At 34.8% G+C, this 18787-nt stretch carries 12 protein-coding genes; 8 read left to right on the top strand and 4 right to left on the bottom strand.

The window, feature by feature from the left end:
- Positions 1–162: 162 nt before the first annotated feature.
- The 6 genes from GJV77_RS00385 (at position 163) to acs (ending at position 8903) form a co-directional block, all read left to right on the top strand.
- Entirely contained in the window at positions 163–1773 is a 1611-nt protein-coding gene (locus GJV77_RS00385) for a CTP synthase (RefSeq protein ID WP_155034375.1), read from the top strand.
- A 69-nt stretch (positions 1774–1842) separates the two neighbouring features.
- The gene (gene yidC, locus GJV77_RS00380) at positions 1843–3747 is read left to right on the top strand and encodes a membrane protein insertase YidC (protein ID WP_155034374.1); all 1905 of its coding nucleotides are present in this window, start codon (positions 1843–1845) and stop codon (positions 3745–3747) included.
- A gap of 48 nt (positions 3748–3795) precedes the next feature.
- Positions 3796–4599, top strand: a complete 804-nt coding sequence (gene proC / locus GJV77_RS00375) for a pyrroline-5-carboxylate reductase (RefSeq protein ID WP_155034373.1) — start codon at positions 3796–3798, stop codon at positions 4597–4599.
- Positions 4600–4690: 91 nt separating this feature from the next.
- Positions 4691–5902, top strand: coding sequence for a tRNA 2-thiouridine(34) synthase MnmA (gene mnmA / locus GJV77_RS00370; RefSeq protein WP_155034372.1), 1212 nt, complete (start codon positions 4691–4693; stop codon positions 5900–5902).
- 14 nt (positions 5903–5916) lie between these two features.
- Positions 5917–6858 (top strand): NAD(P)H-dependent flavin oxidoreductase, encoded by a 942-nt coding sequence (locus GJV77_RS00365; RefSeq protein ID WP_155034371.1) that lies wholly within the window; start codon positions 5917–5919, stop codon positions 6856–6858.
- Between the two features lie 137 nt (positions 6859–6995).
- On the top strand, positions 6996–8903 hold the full coding sequence (gene acs, locus GJV77_RS00360; RefSeq protein WP_155034370.1) for an acetate--CoA ligase: 1908 nt from the start codon (positions 6996–6998) through the stop codon (positions 8901–8903).
- A gap of 39 nt (positions 8904–8942) precedes the next feature.
- Here acs and GJV77_RS00355 read toward each other — a convergent pair whose 3' ends face one another.
- Complete coding sequence (locus GJV77_RS00355) at positions 8943–9728, bottom strand: EamA/RhaT family transporter (protein ID WP_240142787.1); 786 nt, start codon at positions 9726–9728, stop codon at positions 8943–8945.
- A 272-nt stretch (positions 9729–10000) separates the two neighbouring features.
- On the opposite strand from GJV77_RS00355, the gene GJV77_RS00350 reads away from it, so the two are divergent.
- A complete protein-coding gene (locus tag GJV77_RS00350) occupies positions 10001–10669 on the top strand; it encodes an endonuclease III domain-containing protein (RefSeq protein WP_155034368.1) in 669 nt (222 codons plus the stop codon).
- 218 nt (positions 10670–10887) lie between these two features.
- Here the strand turns inward: GJV77_RS00350 and GJV77_RS00345 are convergent, their stop codons facing one another.
- Positions 10888–11475, bottom strand: a complete 588-nt coding sequence (locus GJV77_RS00345; protein ID WP_155034367.1) for an RNA polymerase sigma factor — start codon at positions 11473–11475, stop codon at positions 10888–10890.
- Positions 11476–11715: 240 nt separating this feature from the next.
- Here GJV77_RS00345 and uvrA point away from each other — a divergent pair, with 240 nt between their 5' ends.
- Positions 11716–14529, top strand: coding sequence for an excinuclease ABC subunit UvrA (gene uvrA, locus GJV77_RS00340; protein ID WP_155034366.1), 2814 nt, complete (start codon positions 11716–11718; stop codon positions 14527–14529).
- Between the two features lie 461 nt (positions 14530–14990).
- On the opposite strand, the gene GJV77_RS00335 is transcribed toward uvrA, so the two are convergent.
- Together GJV77_RS00335 and GJV77_RS00330 are read right to left on the bottom strand one after the other, a co-directional pair.
- Positions 14991–16280 carry a glycosyltransferase family 4 protein gene (locus GJV77_RS00335; RefSeq protein ID WP_155034365.1) on the bottom strand — a complete coding sequence of 430 codons (1290 nt, stop codon included), beginning with the start codon at positions 16278–16280 and terminating at the stop codon, positions 14991–14993.
- The gene (locus GJV77_RS00330; protein WP_155034364.1) at positions 16277–18712 is read right to left on the bottom strand and encodes a YfhO family protein; all 2436 of its coding nucleotides are present in this window, start codon (positions 18710–18712) and stop codon (positions 16277–16279) included. The genes GJV77_RS00335 and GJV77_RS00330 overlap by 4 nt, the downstream gene beginning before the upstream one ends.
- Between the last annotated feature and the right edge of the window lie 75 nt (positions 18713–18787).

Raw genomic sequence — 18787 nt, 5'->3', positions numbered from 1 at the left:
AAGTCAATTCATCAAGTAGCTAGGCGAATAAAGTTTATTAGAGTCTATCAATTATTTATGCCTAATATTGTAGTTTTAGATATAGTAAAATTAGAAGAATAGGTCTAAAAGTTGTATTTTTGCCCCGTTTTATTCTTATCAACACAACAAATTACAAGCTAAATGAAACAGACAAAGTATATTTTTGTTACTGGAGGAGTAACTTCTTCATTGGGAAAAGGGATTATAGCAGCATCTCTTGCTAAATTATTACAGGCTAGAGGATATTCAGCTACAATCCAAAAGTTTGACCCTTATATTAATGTGGATCCAGGAACATTAAATCCATACGAACATGGAGAGTGTTTTGTTACCAATGATGGAGCAGAGACGGATCTAGACCTAGGTCACTATGAAAGGTTTTTAAACGTACCTACTTCTCAAGCGAATAATGTAACAACAGGTCGTGTATACTTATCTGTTATAGAAAAGGAGAGAAGAGGAGAGTTTTTAGGAAAAACAGTACAAGTAGTTCCTCATATTACCAATGAGATTAAGGAGCGCATGCAGCTATTGGGTAAATCAGGTGAATATGATATCGTAATTACTGAAATTGGAGGTACTGTAGGAGATATTGAGTCATTGCCTTATATAGAGTCAGTACGTCAATTATTGTGGGAGTTGGGCGATAATAATGCAATTGTTGTGCATTTGACATTAGTACCATTCTTAGCAGCAGCTGGAGAATTAAAAACAAAGCCAACGCAACACTCTGTGAAGACATTGATGGAAAGCGGAATTAAAGCAGATATCTTAGTTTGTCGTACAGAACACAATTTAAGCACTGAAATCAGACAAAAGTTAGCACAGTTCTGTAATGTAAAGCCAGAAGCTGTAGTTCAGTCTATCGATGCAGACACGATATATGATGTTCCTAATTTAATGCTACAAGAAGGGTTAGACAAAGTAGCTCTTAAGAAATTAGATTTACCAGAAAAAATGTCACCAGACTTAGTGAAGTGGAATGAGTTCCTTCACCGTCTAAAAAATCCAAAACACGTCGTGAATGTTGGATTAGTTGGTAAGTATGTAGAGTTACAGGATTCTTATAAATCAATATTAGAAGCATTAGTACATGGTGGTGCTGAGAATCAAATAAAAGTAAATATTATCTCTATACAATCAGATAATATCAATGCTAATAATGTAGCAGATAAATTGAAAAATCTTGATGCAGTATTAGTTGCTCCAGGATTTGGCTCAAGAGGTATAGAAGGTAAAATAGAAACAGTGAAGTTTGTAAGAGAGAACAGAATTCCTTTCTTGGGGATTTGTTTAGGAATGCAAATGGCTGTTATCGAATACGCTCGTAATATATTAGGTTTTGAGGGAGCAAATACAACAGAAGTAAATGAAAGTACTCAGTATCCAGTAATTACCTTTATGGAAGAGCAAAAGACAATCACAGACAAAGGAGGTACAATGCGTCTAGGTGGATGGGACTGTCAATTAAAAGAAGGGTCGAAAGTACACGCTATATATGCTGAAGAATTAATCAATGAGCGTCACCGTCACAGATATGAGTTCAACAACCAATTCAAAGAAGACTTTGAAAAAGGAGGAATGACTGCTGCAGGATGGAACCCAGAGACAGGATTAGTAGAAGTAGTAGAGATAGAGAATCACCCATTCTTTGTCGGAGTACAGTTTCACCCAGAATACAAAAGTACAGTGGCAAAACCACACCCACTATTTGTTAGTTTCGTGAAAGCAGCGATGGAGAACAAGAAGTAATTCAATTCTCTGTATATTCGCTCTTAGATAGATAATCTTAAAATCATTAGATCAATTACAAATTAAGTAATGGAAGAAAAAAAATTAGATCGTAACAGTATTGTAGGCTTTATTATAATTGCCGGCTTGCTTATTTGGATGATGTTAAACAACATCAATAAGGAGCAAGAGTCTATTAAACAGGATGCTGAAGTAGCAAAAAAAGAAGTAGTTGCAAAAACCGAAGCTGATAGAATTGAAACAGCTATAACAGAACATGTGCAATCAGATTCATTGCCAAATGAATCACTTCGAGCTGCCTTAGGTCATTTTGCTTACAGTGCAACGTTACCTTCTGCACAAGGCGGAAATACAGAATTGAAAAGTGACTTACTATCACTAGTTGTTGAGAATAAAGGAGGTTATTTAAGTAAAGTAGAGGTTCTTGATCAAAAGAGATTTAGTAAAACATCAAATGAGATTGTTGAACTAATCAAAGACAATAATTCTAACCTTAACTTAGAGCTTCACACGACAGATAATAGAGTATTCAATACGAAAGACTTATATTTTGAACCAGAATTAACTAAAGAAGGGGAGAATCAAGTTTTATCAATGCGTTTGAAAGCATCAGAAAGTCAGTTCTTAGAATATCGTTATGTTCTTAAACCTGGTGATTATATGCTTGATTTCTCAATTCGTTCACAAGGACTGAGTAAAATAGTAGACTTAAATAAAACACCACAACTTAACTGGGAGTTGAAGTCTTTCCGCAATGAAAAGAGTATTTCGTATGAAAACAGATACACACGTTTATACTACGAGTATGAAGATGGAAAAGATAATGACTTAAATCCAACAAGTGGATCTAGTGAAAAAATAGTAAATAATGTATCTTATGTAGCATATAAGCAACATTTCTTTACTTCTATTTTATTGACAGATAAGAAATTTACAAAAGCAGATCTTGTAGCTAAGAACTTAGTAAATGACGAAAAAATAGATACTGTATTTACCAAAGAATTCGTAGCTAAGTTGCCAATGGAGTTTACTAATGGAGAGCTGAACTATGATATGAATTGGTTCTTTGGTCCATCAGATTACAAAGTATTAAAATCATACGATCGCAACTTAGACAATATTGTGCCATTAGGTTGGGGTATTTTTGGATGGTTAAACAGATTCTTGTTTATTCCAGTATTTGGTGTATTAAGTTCATTCTTGCCTTACGGTATTGCTATTATTGTATTGACTGTTTTAGTGAGATTATTAATTTCACCATTGACATATAAGTCTTACTTATCTCAAGCTAAGATGAAAGCTATTCGTCCAGAAGTGAATGAATTAAACGAGAAGTACAAGAATGATCCAATGAAAAAGCAACAAGAGACGATGAACTTGTACTCAAAAGCAGGGGTAAATCCAATGGCAGGATGTGTACCAGCACTGTTACAGATTCCAATCTTCTATGCGCTGTTTCAATTCTTCCCATCAGCGTTTGACTTGAGACAAAAATCATTCTTATGGGCAGATGACTTATCTTCGTACGATTCAATACTTCATTTGCCATTTAGTATTCCTTTCTACGGGGACCACGTGAGTTTGTTTCCTCTGTTAGCTTCGATTGCTATCTTTGTATATATGAAAATGACTACAGGAGACCAACAGATGGCTGCGCCTACACAAGAAGGTATGCCAGATATGGGTAAACTGATGAAGATTATGATTTACATCTCTCCGATTATGATGTTATTCTTCTTTAATAACTATGCATCAGGGTTGAGTTTGTACTACTTTATTTCTAACTCGATTACAATTGGTATCATGTATGTGATTAAAAACTATATTGTAAAAGAAGAGAAAATTAAAGCAATCATTGAGGACAACAAAACTAAAAAACGTCCAAAAGGTAAGTTCCAACGTAAAATGCAAGAGATGATGGAGCAAGCACAAGAACAACAAAGGCTAAAAGAACAACAGAATAAAAAGAAATAATTTTTATATATTTAACACCTCTGATCAAATTCAGAGGTGTTTTTTTTTATGAAAATAGCAATTATCGGAATGGGGAATATGGGTAGCACATTTGCCAATGGATTTATAAACTCTCGCTTTATACATCCAGAGCATGTATTTGTATATACACGTACACAGCGTACAGAAGAGGACTTCAGAAACATACATAAGTTGCCCTATAATTATGAATTCGATAAGAAAATAACTACTTGTGATATTGTTATTCTAGCGATTAAACCACAAGATTTCTCAACCGCAGCTACTGAGTTGAGAAGCTTTTTAGATCAAGATCAGATTATTGTCTCTGTAATGGCAGGTATCGGTATTGACAAGATAAAAGAAGAACTAAGGATAAATAAGATTGTTCGTTCAATGCCTAATCTTCCGACACAAATCGGTAAGGGTATGACTGTATTTACGGCTTCAGATGAATTAGATAGGAAAGAATTATTCATCATTCAGAATCTGATTAATACAACAGGAAAGTCTGTCTATGTATCAGAAGAAGAGAAGATAGATGCTGCAACTGCCATTTCGGGAAGTGGGCCGGCGTATATATTCTATTTTATGGAGGCAATGATACAATCAGCTAAGTCCTATGGATTTGATACAGCTCAGGCCGAACTACTCGTTAAGCAGACTATCTCTGGAGCTCTAGGGTTATATGAAGCACATTCACTCTCTACAGATGAGTGGATAGCGAAGGTATCCTCAAAGGGAGGGACTACAGAGCAAGCGATTAAATACTTCACAGAGCAAGACATTCAACAAAAAATAATGGAGGGGATTGATCGGGCTAAGTTGCAATCCGAGCGATTGGGAAAGAACTAATATTCAATTAGTCAAATTATAGTCTTAAGATAAAACCAAAAACTTTTTGTATTGCGGCATTTCTTGTAAATTTGTCGCAATATTTAGTATTATGAAAAAAAGAGTAGTCGTAGGACTTTCAGGAGGTGTAGATTCAAGTGTCGCAGCTTATTTACTGAAAGAACAAGGATATGAAGTGATTGGATTATTTATGAAGAATTGGCACGATGATTCCGTGACAATATCTAATGAATGTCCTTGGTTAGAGGATAGCAATGATGCTCTGATGGTAGCAGAAAAACTAGGCATACCATTTCAGACTGTAGATCTAAGTGAACAATATAAGGAAAAGATAGTGGACTATATGTTTAAGGAGTATGAAAATGGTCGTACCCCTAATCCAGACGTATTGTGTAATCGCGAGATAAAGTTTGAGGTCTTTATGAAGATTGCATTGAGTCTAGGAGCAGACTATGTCGCTACAGGACATTATTGTCGCAAAGATGAAGAGGTTATCACTAAAGCAGACGGAAGTAAAGAAACCGTATATAAATTATTAGCAGGAGTAGACCCAAACAAGGATCAGTCTTATTTCTTATGTCAATTATCACAGGAGCAATTAGCAAAGGCATTGTTTCCCGTAGGTGAATTATTGAAGCCCGAGGTAAGAGAGATTGCTGCTAAGATGAATTTAATTACAGCAGATAAAAAAGACTCACAAGGATTGTGTTTTATTGGAAAGGTACGTTTACCAGAATTCTTACAACAACAGTTGAAAAGGAAAGACGGTTTTATTTATGAAATCCCAAAAGACTCTCCAATTTACAAAAAACAAGAGACAGCAACAGCTAGTTTAGAAGAAGCATTAGAAAGAGAGGCTAAGTCAATTGTCTACACCCCAGAAATGGGTAAGAAAGTAGGAGAGCACTTCGGTGCACACTTTTTTACAATTGGTCAACGCAAAGGATTAAATGTAGGAGGAACAGCTGAGCCATTGTTTATCATTGGGACAGATGTAAAAGAAAATATAATCTATACAGGACAAGGAAGTGAACACCCTGGCTTATTTCATCAATCATTATTTGTCAAAGAAGCAGAAATTCATTGGATTAGAGAAGATTTAGCATTGCAAGAAGGAGAAACAATGCCTATATTAGCACGAATAAGATATCGCCAACCTTTACAAAAAGCAGTATTGCATAAGGTAAAAGAGGGACTATATGTTCGATTTGAACAGCCACAGTCTGCAATTACAGAAGGGCAATTTGTATCTTGGCATATCGATGACGAACTAATTGGTTCGGGTGTTATATCGAAAATCTAAACAACCAAAATACAATGAAAAATAAGTTAGTAGATCTATTCAATATCCAGTACCCTATAGTACAAGGAGGAATGATATGGAACAGCGGCTATAAATTGGCTAGTGCAGTAAGTAATGCAGGAGGACTAGGCCTTATAGGTGCTGGGTCTATGTATCCTGATGTACTGCGAGAGCATATACAAAAGTGCAAAAAGGCAACAGATAAGCCCTTTGGAGTCAATGTGCCTATGCTTTACCCTAATATTGAAGAGATTATGAATATAATCGTCGAAGAAGGGGTAAAGATAGTATTTACGTCTGCTGGAAATCCAAAGACATGGACATCTTTTCTGAAAGGACACGGAATAACAGTAGTACATGTAGTAAGTTCCTCAAAGTTTGCTCTAAAAGCGCAAGAAGCTGGTGTAGATGCTATAGTAGCTGAAGGCTTTGAAGCAGGAGGGCATAATGGACGAGAAGAGACTACTACACTAACTTTAATCCCAATGGTACGCGAGAAGATCAGTATACCACTTATAGCAGCAGGAGGAATAGCTACAGGTAGAGCTATGCTTGCAGCTATGGTGCTTGGAGCAGATGGCGTTCAAATGGGAACAAGGTTTATAGCGTCACATGAAAGTTCTGCCCACGATAGTTTTAAGCAATTGTTATTACAAGTACAAGAAGGTGATACTACACTAACTTTAAAAGAATTAGCACCTGTAAGACTAATCAAAAATGAGTTTTACACAAATCTACAAGCTCTCTATGCAAAAGGAGCGAATACAGAAGAGTTAAAAGCATACCTAGGAAGAGGAAGAGCCAAAAAAGGAATGTTTGAAGGAGATTTAATTGAAGGAGAATTAGAAGTAGGACAGATATCAGGACTAATTAATAGTGTGGAATCTGTGGACACAATTGTAAAATCAATTATCAAAGAATTTGAAATAGCTAAAAGTGAATTAGCTTATTTATAAGTTAATCTAAAGATAACATAAAGTCATACAATGTTTTTTTATTTAAAAATATTGTATGACTTTTTTGCTATTTATTACTAATATCATATATTTAATTATTAGAAATAATATATCAAACAAATTATACTAAAAAAAACATGAGTTACTATAAAATAGAAAATTTAGAACAATACTTTAAACACTATAAAAAGTCTATTCGAGAACCAAGAAAGTTTTGGGGTAAAATAGCAGAAGAGAACTTTGTATGGTATCAAGTGTGGGATAAAGTTTTTGAATTTGACATGGAAGAGTCAAAGTTCCAATGGTTTGTCAATGGAAAACTTAATATCGTAAAAAACTGTATCGATCGTCATTTAGCCAAAAGAGGAGATAAGCCTGCTATTATCTTTGAACCAAATAATCCAGAAGAAGAAGCACAAACGATAACTTATAATGATCTATACAATCGCGTGTGTAAAATGGCGAATGTACTAAAGGATCAAGGTGTAAAAAAAGGGGATAGAGTATGTATCTATTTACCAATGATCCCAGACTTAGCTATAAGTATGTTGGCATGTGCGCGTATTGGAGCTATACACAGTGTTATTTTTGCAGGATTTTCTGCTTCAGCTATATCAAAGCGTGTTAATGATTGTGGATGTAAGTTTGTCATTACATCTGACGGAAGTTTTAGAGGAAATAAGACTATTCCTTTAAAACCGATCGTAGATGAAGCTTTAGAATCATGTCCAGAAGTAGAAAAAGTATTACTTGTTAATCGTACAGGAGCTGATGTAAATATGCAAGAAGGAAGAGATTTATGGTTAGCCCCTTTACTAGAAGAAGCAAATAGTAATCATGTTGCTCAAGTAATGGATGCAGAAGATCCTTTATTTATTTTATATACTTCAGGTTCGACAGGAGCGCCAAAAGGTATGGTACATACTACAGCAGGGTATATGGTGCAGACTGCTTACTCATTTAGAAATGTATTTGATTACAAAGAAGAAGATATTTTTTGGTGTACAGCCGATTGTGGTTGGATTACAGGACACTCCTATATCATCTATGGACCTCTATTAAACGGAGCAACAACGGTGATGTTTGAAGGTGTACCATCGTATCCAACACCAAGTAGATTCTGGGATATTATAGATAAATATAAAGTAACTCAATTCTATACAGCACCTACAGCAATTCGTTCGTTAATGACGGAAGACTATAGTTATGTAAATAATCATGATTTGTCTAGTTTGCGTGTGATTGGGTCTGTAGGAGAGCCAATAAACGAAGAAGCATGGCACTGGTATAATGACCATGTAGGGAAGAAGCGCTGCCCTATAGTAGATACGTGGTGGCAAACAGAAACAGGCAGTATTTTAGTTTCTCCACTGCCTTTTATTACACCGACTAAACCAACTTATGCAACGCTTCCTTTGCCTGGAATACAAGCTGTCTTAATGGATGAAAAGCGCAACGAAATAGAAGATAATCAAATAGATGGATCACTATGCGTTAAGTTTCCTTGGCCATCAATGGCTCGAACAATTTGGGGAAATCACGAGCGTTATCAAGAGACTTACTTTAGTCAATTCCCAGGTAAATACTTTACAGGTGATGGAGCATTGCGCGATGAAGTAGGCTATTATAGAATTACAGGTAGAGCTGATGATGTGGTAATTGTCTCAGGGCATAATCTTGGAACAGCTCCTATAGAAGACGCTATTAATGAGCATCACGCAGTAGCAGAAAGTGCTGTAGTAGGTTATAAGCATGATATTAAGGGGAATGCTCTGTATGGTTTTATTACCCTTAAAGTAGAAGGGGAGACACGTGATAGAGAAAACTTGAGAAAAGAGATCAATCAGTATATTTCAAGTCACATTGGCCCGATTGCTAAGTTGGATAAAATACAGTTTGTAGAGAGTCTTCCTAAGACTCGATCAGGTAAGATTATGAGAAGAATTCTTCGTTCTATTTCAAATGGAGAAACAAAAGAGTTTGGAGATATTTCAACATTAATCAACCCAGAAGTAATAGATAGTATTATCAATGGTAAAATATAATTAATCAAAGAGCCCCAATGCAGTACATTGGGGCTCTTTTTATAGTAAAATGACTAGTATTGATAGAATAACCAATCCTAGACCGATCAGGTTTAGCTTGGATAGCTTTTCTTTAAAAAAGAAATAACCAACCAACGTTCCCAAAATAATAACACCAAAATTCATTCCGGCAAATACCGTAGTTGGACTTTCTCTAAATACTTGATGAGCTTTCATATAGAAGGCTATATTTATAAAATTAAGTGTCCCGAGTATTAATCCATATAATACTGTACTCTTGGAAATAGTTAGTATATTTTCCTTATTTTTTAACTTAAACGCGATATAATATACTAAACTTAATACAAATGCTGTGCTGAATACATAGAATAATGAACTTGTATAAGGTATTTCACTGTATAAGGCTAGCTGCTTGAATAGAATGTCAATTACTCCAAAGCCTATAAATGTTAGCAATGGAAACAAAGTACTGTAATTCTTTGTTTGAATAGTTAATTCTTGATTTTGATTACTTGATTTTTTTAAAATTAAGTATACGGATAGCAAACCAATAAATAGTGCAAAATAACGCTGTGTAGAGATTTGTTCATTAAAGATAGTAATAGCCGCTACTATTGGAATGAAAAGAGACATTCTTTGAGCGATATCAGTACGAATAATTCCTGAATATACTATTGAAAAATATTGAACAACAAATATGCTTGGTAATAAAAAACCTAACGCTAATACTAATGTATATGGCAGATTTTCAGGAATGTTAGCTAAGTTAACATTAAACTGAAAATATGAAAATAATATAGTTACAACATAGTTAAGTAGAACCATTTGTATTATATTTACCTTGTATTTCTTACTGATCTTAAATAAGATACCAACTGAAACACTTCCTAAAATACTTAATAATAGATAGAGCATTCTTTTTTCTACAAATGTAAGTATTACTTGATATTCTCCTATATAATTTTAATTATCTTTACACTATATCATAATACATATTATGTTAAATAGAGTTTTTGAATACTACTATACTATCTTCTAATACTCCCTGTTAGTTTATTAAATTTAGTTTCTATATTTTTGCTTATAAACCTATAGAAATGACTAAAGCTGAAAAGATTCAATTTGTATTAGAGACACTTGATGCCCTCTATCCGGAGATTCCTGTACCATTAGATCATAAGGATCCTTATACCTTATTGATTGCAGTACTTTTGTCTGCTCAGTGTACAGATGAGCGTGTAAATAAGATTACTCCTTTATTATTTGCTAAAGCAGATAATCCCTATGACATGGTTAAAATGACGGTTGAAGAAATTCAAGAGATTATTAGGCCCTGTGGATTATCTCCTATGAAGTCAAAAGGTATTTATGGCTTGTCTAAAATATTAATTGATAAATACAATGGTGATGTTCCTGCTGATTTAGAAGCATTAGAGGAATTGCCAGCAGTAGGACACAAAACAGCTAGTGTTGTTATTTCTCAGGCTTATGATATTCCAGCTTTTCCTGTAGATACTCATATTCATCGCTTGATGTACCGCTGGAACTTATCCAATGGTAAAAGTGTACAGCAAACAGAGAAAGACGCTAAGCGTTTATTTCCAAAAGATAAATGGAACAAGCTCCACCTCCAACTTGTTTGGTATGGTAGACAATATAGTCCTGCTCGTGGTTGGAATCTAGAGTTAGATGTGATTACTTCTGTAATTGGAAGAAAAACTGTTATTAACCAATATAATCAAAAGAAAAACCCTAAGAAGAAATAGTCTCTTAGGGTTTTCTTTTTTTAGTTTTGCATTGAACTAATGCTTGGCAGTATTAATTTATTTAACTGTATGCTTGTAAGACTTTTTGAGTAATTTAATATAAAATCAATAGTCTTCTTCTGAGGCAGCATTACATCCTGCTTCTTAGTAATGTAAATGTTCTTCATAAGCGATATATTTTGTTGTTTACTTATTAAACGACAAAACATATCAGTTTATTATTGATTACTTAAAATAATCTTATTTTCATTGATCAGTTTTCTCAAGTTTAGTAGTGCATAACGCATTCTACCTAATGCTGTATTGATACTTACATCGGTCTGTTCGGCTATTTCTTTGAAACTTAAGTCTTGAAAAATACGCATTAACACTACCTGTCTTTGATCCTCTGGTAGCTCTTCCAAAAGTGAGGTTAAGTCCTTCTCTATTTGTTCTTTAATCAAGATACTCTCTATATTGTCCCCTTCTTCTTTTAATATGGAGAAATATGAGAATTCTTCTGTATCTTTCACTACTTGTGATCGCTTCTCTTTTCTGTAGTGATCCATAATTAGATTATGTGCTATGCGTATAACCCATGGCAAGAATTTTCCTTCCTCGTTATATTTCCCTGATTTTAGTGTGTGGATTACCTTTATAAAGGTATCTTGAAAGATATCATCTGCAAGGTCTGCATTTGAAACTTTTGAAAAGATAAAACCATAAATCTTAGCTTGGTGTCTTTTAATAAGTACCTCCAAGGCTTGCTCTACGCCCTCAATGTAAAACTTAATAAGCTTTGCATCTGGCATCTCTGTATATACCATAACAAATTCTTTTAATAGCAATATTTTATTTCTAATCTAAAAGTAATGTTGTTTTATAGGCGTTTTGGGTTTATGATTGAGCAACAAATATAGTAATTAAATGTTAAAAAAAACAAGAATTCACTATTCTTTTTAACATTAACAAATATTTATTTTTTTGATACTTTACTATAACTCTTCTTCTCTGCTTTAAATAGTTTAAAGAAAGGATTATCTTTGTCCTCTCCAACATAAAACAGCATGAAGAAGATAGATCTATCAGGGATTGATCCTAAAAAAAATATAATTATAAAAGGGGCGCAATTACACAATCTAAAGAACTTAGATGTTGTAATTCCTCGAAATCAATTTATTGTCATCACTGGACTATCTGGTTCGGGTAAGTCTAGCCTTGCATTTGATACTTTATATGCTGAAGGCCAGCGTAGATATGTTGAGAGTTTATCCTCTTATGCTAGACAATTTTTAGGTCGTATTGACAAACCTAAAGTTGAGTACATTAAGGGTATCGCTCCTTCTATCGCTATCGAACAGAAAGTTAATACGACAAATGCACGTTCTACTGTAGGGACTTCTACTGAGATTTATGATTATCTCAAACTTTTATACGCTCGTATTGGTAAGACCTACTCACCTATTTCTAATGAAGTGGTAAAGAAAGATACCGTTTCTGATGTTTTAGACTATATTAAAGAGTTTGCTATTGATGCTAAGCTATTGTTGCTTGCTCCTATTCATTTAGAAGAGGACCGAGAACTTGCTGAGTATTTGAATGTATTACTTCAACAGGGATATGCACGTATTTTTGTGAATGAAAAGATGCTTCGCCTCGATGAGTTTCTACAAAATAATGATATTGAGCAAATTAATTCCTATGATCTAAATGACCTATTCTTAATCATTGACCGTTTAGTAGTCAAAGACAATGAGGAATTTTACAATCGACTTGGAGATTCTGTTGACTCTGCTTATTTTGAAGGAAAAGGAGAGTGTTATGTTTTTGATTTAAAAAACGCAACTAAAAAGCACTTTTCTAATCGCTTTGAACTTGATGGGATTAGCTTTTTAGAGCCTAATATTCACTTGTTTAGTTTTAACAATCCTTACGGTGCTTGTCCTTCTTGTGATGGCTATGGTAATGTAATTGGTATTGACGATGAATTAGTTATTCCTAATACTGGATTATCCATCTATGAAAACGCTGTTTTTCCTTGGAGAGGTGATTCGATGAGTTGGTATCGCGATCAATTAGTTAATAACGCTTATAAATTTGACTTCCCTATCCACAAGCCTTATTTTGAACTATCAGAGGAGCAAAAAGCTCTGCTTTGGGAAGGTAATAGTTTCTTTACTGGGCTAAACGATTTTTTTAAAGAATTAGAAGATAAAAGCTATAAAATTCAGAATAGAGTACTCCTATCGCGTTATAGAGGAAAAACAAAGTGTCCTACTTGTAAAGGTAAGCGTTTAAGAATTGAAGCAAATTATGTAAAAGTTGGCGGGAAGACTATTTCTGAATTAGTCGATCTTCCAATCAAACATTTAATTCCTTTCTTTGACAATTTAGACTTAAATAAATACGACGTGCAAGTTGCTAAACGTTTATTGATTGAAATAAACAATCGTTTAGGGTTTTTAGAAAATGTAGGATTGAGCTATTTAACACTTAATCGTAACTCTTCTACCCTGTCTGGTGGTGAATCCCAACGCATTAACTTAGCAACATCTTTAGGAAGTAGCTTGGTTGGATCTATCTATATCCTTGATGAACCAAGTATTGGCTTGCATCCTAATGATTCGGAAAAACTAATCGAAGTGCTAAGGGATCTAAAGCGTTTAGGAAATACGGTTATAGTGGTTGAGCACGATGAAGATATTATGAAATCGGCTGATCAGATTATTGACATCGGTCCTGAGGCTGGGAGTCTTGGTGGAGAGTTAGTTGCCCAAGGAACTTATCAAGAAGTTATTGAGGCGGGTGATTCTCTTACTGCTAAGTATTTGAACGGAGACTTGGCAATTGAAGTACCGAAGAAAAGAAGAAAATACAAGCAATATGTTGAAGTGATCGGTGCGAGAGAGAATAACTTAAAGAATATTAATGTTACTTTTCCTCTTGATTGTTTGACTATTATTACTGGAGTCTCTGGGTCTGGTAAATCTACCTTAGTCAAGAGTATTTTGTTTCCTGCAATTCAGAAAAAACTTACTGGGCTAAGTGATAAGCCAGGTCAATTTACGGAGTTAAAAGGTGATTTTGCGGGTATTAAAGCTATTGAGTACGTCGATCAAAACCCGATAGGGCGTAGCTCCCGCTCTAATCCTGTTACTTATATCAAAGCCTATGATGATATTAGAGATTTGTATTCAAAGCAACAGCTTTCTAAACTAAGAGGTTATCAGCCCAAACACTTCTCTTTTAACGTTGAAGGTGGACGCTGTGAGACTTGTAAAGGGGAAGGTAGTGTAACTGTAGAGATGCAGTTTATGGCTGACGTACACCTAGAGTGTGAGACATGCCATGGAAAACGCTTTAAGAAAGAAATCCTTGAAGTCAAATTTGAAGAGAAAAATATTGATGATATTTTGACCATGACTATCGATGAAGCTCTTGCTTTTTTCTCTTTGCACAAGCAAACCAAAATAACAAATAAGTTGCAGGCTTTACAGGATGTTGGTTTAGGATATGTTCAGCTTGGACAGTCCTCTTCTACCCTGTCTGGAGGTGAAGCACAGCGTATCAAACTAGCTTCTTTTTTGTTGGCTGGTACCACGCGTGATAAAGTACTTTTTGTCTTTGATGAACCTACTACAGGTCTTCATTTTCACGATATTAAAAAGCTACTCAACTCATTTAATGCTCTTATTGAAAAAGGACATTCCATTATTGTTATTGAACACAATTTAGACATGATTAAGTGTGCGGATTATATCATAGACATTGGTCCTGAAGGTGGAGAAAACGGTGGTAATCTGGTTGCTTTCGGCACGCCAGAAGAAATCGTCAAAAATCCAAAGTCATTAACTGGTAAATATTTAAAAGCAAAATTATAAGTAAAAGAGGGAGTCCAAAAGGTCTCTCTCTTTTATTTTTGTCTTGTGTCTGCCCTAGAATAAGTATATAATAAAAATTTTTTCATACTTTAGGACAGGACTTAAGTACATTTTGAAACGTAGTATTTTGTTTTACTTAAAAGTTTTGTAGATTTTTTGGTTGTCAATCAGTTAGTTACTCATTAGTTATCTGCTCATTTTTTAAATACTTCCGAGAAATTATAATCAGAGATGCTTGACCATTGCGTACAGTATGCTTGAGATTTTCTTCCCAAGAACAGCCTTCTAGGCAGGCAAACTGCAAAGAAACTACACGTATTCCGCACCATTTGGCAAGCCAAAGACTATAAGCGGAGTATATGCCTTTGAATTAATTCCCCAAACTCTCAAAAGATTTAAAAATTAAATCAAAAAAAGAGCAGCTTTTCAAATGGTAAAGAAAAACTGCTCTAAGTAGTATTTTATAAACTTTTAATTGCGGTAACTAATCGTTCAGTTAGTCGTTTTCTACTAAAGTACTGTAACCCCATGGCGTATACTTTGAGTTGATTTTGTTGATATAGCTTGAAGTATTCTAGCAATATATCGATTATTTTATCTTTTTCGCTGTACAGCGCTATCTTTCCGGTATTGGTCTGCTGGATAATTTCGAAGAAATCAGCTTCTTCAGGTCCTATAGCTAATATGGGACGTTCTGCAGCCATGTATTCAAATAGCTTACCAGGTATGATGCATGTCGTCTCTTCTGAGTCAATTTCTATGAGTAATAGCACTTGAGATTGTCTCATTTTAAGCAAGGACTCTTGATGATTGATATAGCCATAATTGGTTGTACACTCCCCTAACTTGAACTCCTCTACAGTGTCTAGAATATCTTGACTGACCTTTCCTATCAGATTAAGGTGAAAAGCTTCCCTGAAGGCTTCGTTTTCTTTGCGCAATTCACTGAGTGCTTTCCAGAGTACACGAGGGTTGCGATCGGATAAAAAAGAACCTATGTGAGAAATCGTAAACTTTTGATCTAGTTCTATTTTTCCAAAATGGGCAATATCATATCCATTGGTAATAATAGAAATAGGCGTTGATGTCTTTTGTTCAAATTCTTTTTTCGTTCCCTTACTAGTGACTAAGATATGATCGGCTGTGGTAAGGACCTCTTTCTCCAGTGCAAAATGGCGATCGGCAGAGCGCTGTGTTAATTTTAGCTCTTTGTGATAGCCTATAGTAGTCCAAGGGTCTCTAAAGTCTGCAATCCACTTGACTCCTACTTGCTCCTTTAATCCTTTGCCGATCAAGTGTACGCTATGAGGAGGCCCTGTGGTGATTACTTTTGTTATATCTGGATTCTCTGCTAGATACTTTTTGAGATAGGCTATAGATGGTTTTACCCAGGCAACTCTAGAGTCAGGGATAAATAGATTTCCTCTGATCCAAAGCAATATTTTTTCGATTCTAGTTTGATTGCGATGATTGGGAATCATTCCTGCACTCATCGTCTTTGCTTTTTTCTTAACTATTTTATCGACGAACTTATAAGGCTCCTTGATAGGAGCCTTTAATATTGTAGTTCCTTCTCTTAGATCCTTTGACATTTCAGCATCTATGAGAGGGTATGTGGGATTTTCTGGGATATATACCACCGGATCAATATTAAAATCAGGTAGGTATTTGACAAACTTTAACCAGCGCTGTACTCCTGGCCCACCTGCAGGAGGCCAATAGTAACTAACTATTAAAACTTTTTCTTTCATTTTTTATTACAATCTTTTTTACACGTATAACCGATAGCTATTATTGTTAATAAAATTATGATAATAAAGCTGATTAACGAAATTATACTACCTTTTTTTATTACTTCAGGTTCGAAAGTAAATGATATAGTGTGTTCTCCTTTAGGTATTTCGATACCTCTTAATACATAATCAACATTAAATATTTCGACTTCTTTATCATTAATCCTTGCTTTCCAGCCTTTTGGATAATATATTTCTGAGAATACGGCAAAACCGTCATTTGAATTCTTACTTGTATAAACTAATTTGTTTGGCGCGTAATTTACGAGTGTTATACTACTTAGGGAATCTGTAGTATAATTTGCTCTCAAAGCAGTAGCCAAAGGATTATCAGTGTTATTAATAATTGCTTGCTCTTTAGACTTTAAAGTAGATAGCGCTTTCATTTCTTCGTCTGCATTAGGAACCGTTGCCAGTGAAGATACAAACCAAGCATTTCCATTTACTTCAGGATTTACTAAAGGTATATCATTGCCTTGTTCATCTTTTTGAATGATGTACTTAACATTTAGCATATTAAGCACTTCCATATTGTTTTGGTTAATCTGATAGTCCATTAATTGCTGCATGCGTCTTGGCTTTGCTGCATGGTACCCACCTAGTGAATTGTGGAAAAAAGAAGCACGGGCGCTGTTAAACCCACCTTGCATCTCAAATACCCTAAAGTGTTCTGGGTCAGAAAGAATTGCTTTATCAGCTTGTGTAGGACTGAATGGTTTTTCCATCTGTATTTTAGGTACAAAATTAGTGTCATTTACATATTTCTTATCCACCAATACCAAGTCAGTAGTCATCAGTAAACCTAAAATAATAAGGCTGTATTGTGTAGCAATCTTTTCTTTGTACACTCCATATAGGACTCCTCCAGCTAAGAGGACAAATACAAAACTGCGGATTAAATCTGCCGAATACATTGCTTTTCTATCTTCAATCAATGCTTTTACAAAGCTCATTCCGTAGTCTCCGTAGGCTTGACGGTAGTAACTGTCGTTAAGTCCTGAGAAGTTCAGTGTGCCTTTAATAAAAAACAAAGCAATTAGTAACCCTAAAACAATTCCTAAACTGTACTTTAATGCATTTAGTTGTTCTTGTTTGGATCCTTTAGAAAAGCTATATAAGCCTAAAATAGCTAAAGCAGGTACACATAGCTCCAAGATAACTTGAATGGAAGAAACAGCTCTAAACTTATCGTATAGCGGTACATAATCAATAAAAAAGTCTGTTAATAATGAGAAGTTCTTACCCCATGATAATAATAAGGAAAGTAAGGCTCCAGCAATAAAGATGTATTTAAACTTGCGCTTTTCAGTAAAGAAGGCTAAGACAAATAAAAAGAAAACAACAGCCCCTATATAAGCAGGTGCTGCTACTATAGGCTGATCACCCCAGTATGTAGGTGCTTGGTCAGCAAACTGTTTAGCTTCTAAAGGTGAGGCTCCAATAGTCTGTGCAAATTTAAAGAGGCTAGAATCCTCCCCTAGTTTTTCGTTATTTGCTCCACCAGTCAAACGAGGAACTAATAAATTCAGACTTTCAAATTTGCCATAACTGTATTCGGTGATATAATCATAGCTAAGGGCATTGGAAGAATTCGCTTTGCTCCCATCGGGATTAAAGGTTAATTCGTTTTTTCCTCTCGTACTGAATTTAGTATATTCGGAAGTAGCTAACAAGTTAGTTGCATTTGCTCCAATACTCAAAATAGCAGCAATCACAAAGATTCCAAAAGCCGTAGCGAGTGATTTATAGTCTTTATTTTTTATGTAATAAACTGTATAATAAGCTGTCACGACTAATAAAAGCAACAACAGATAATAAGTCATTTGAAAGTGATTGGCACTAATCTCTAGGGCAGCTGCAAACACGGTTAGAATACCTCCAACAATCCATTTTTTTCTAAATACGAGCATTACCCCTGCCAATACCATTGGCATATAAGCAATAGCGTGTGCTTTAGCATTATGTCCTACCCCTAAAATAATGATTAAATAAGTGGAGAAACCAAAAGCTAAAGCTCCTATAAATGAGCGTAATGGCCTTAATCCCAAGGATATTAGTAAAGTATAAAACCCAAAAAAATACAAGAATAAATAGTCCGCAGGCCTTGGTAAAGTGCGAAAAATTGAATCAATATCTTTGATAAAGTTATTAGGATACTTGGCACCTAACTGATATGTAGGCATTCCCCCGAAAGCGCTATTAGTCCAATAAGGCTCTTCTCCGGTTTGTTTTCGAAACTCAATTTGTTCTTTAGCCATACCCGTATATTGCACGATGTCTGATTGATAGATCGTTTTACCAGAAAGAACAGGCGAAAAGTATAGAAGAGAAATAGTTATAAACCCCAATATAACCAATAGATGAGGCAAAATCTTTTTTAAAATATCCATATTTATCTTAAGCGTTTTAGCATTATATATGAGTCGCTAAATTAACTAAATAAAATGGAGGTATAAAAATAGAAT

The organism is Myroides pelagicus (assembly GCF_009711055.1).
Classification (GTDB): domain Bacteria; phylum Bacteroidota; class Bacteroidia; order Flavobacteriales; family Flavobacteriaceae; genus Flavobacterium; species Flavobacterium pelagicum.
The sequence above is the reverse complement of the archived record's forward strand: the minus strand, read 5'-3'. Positions and strand labels throughout refer to the sequence as shown.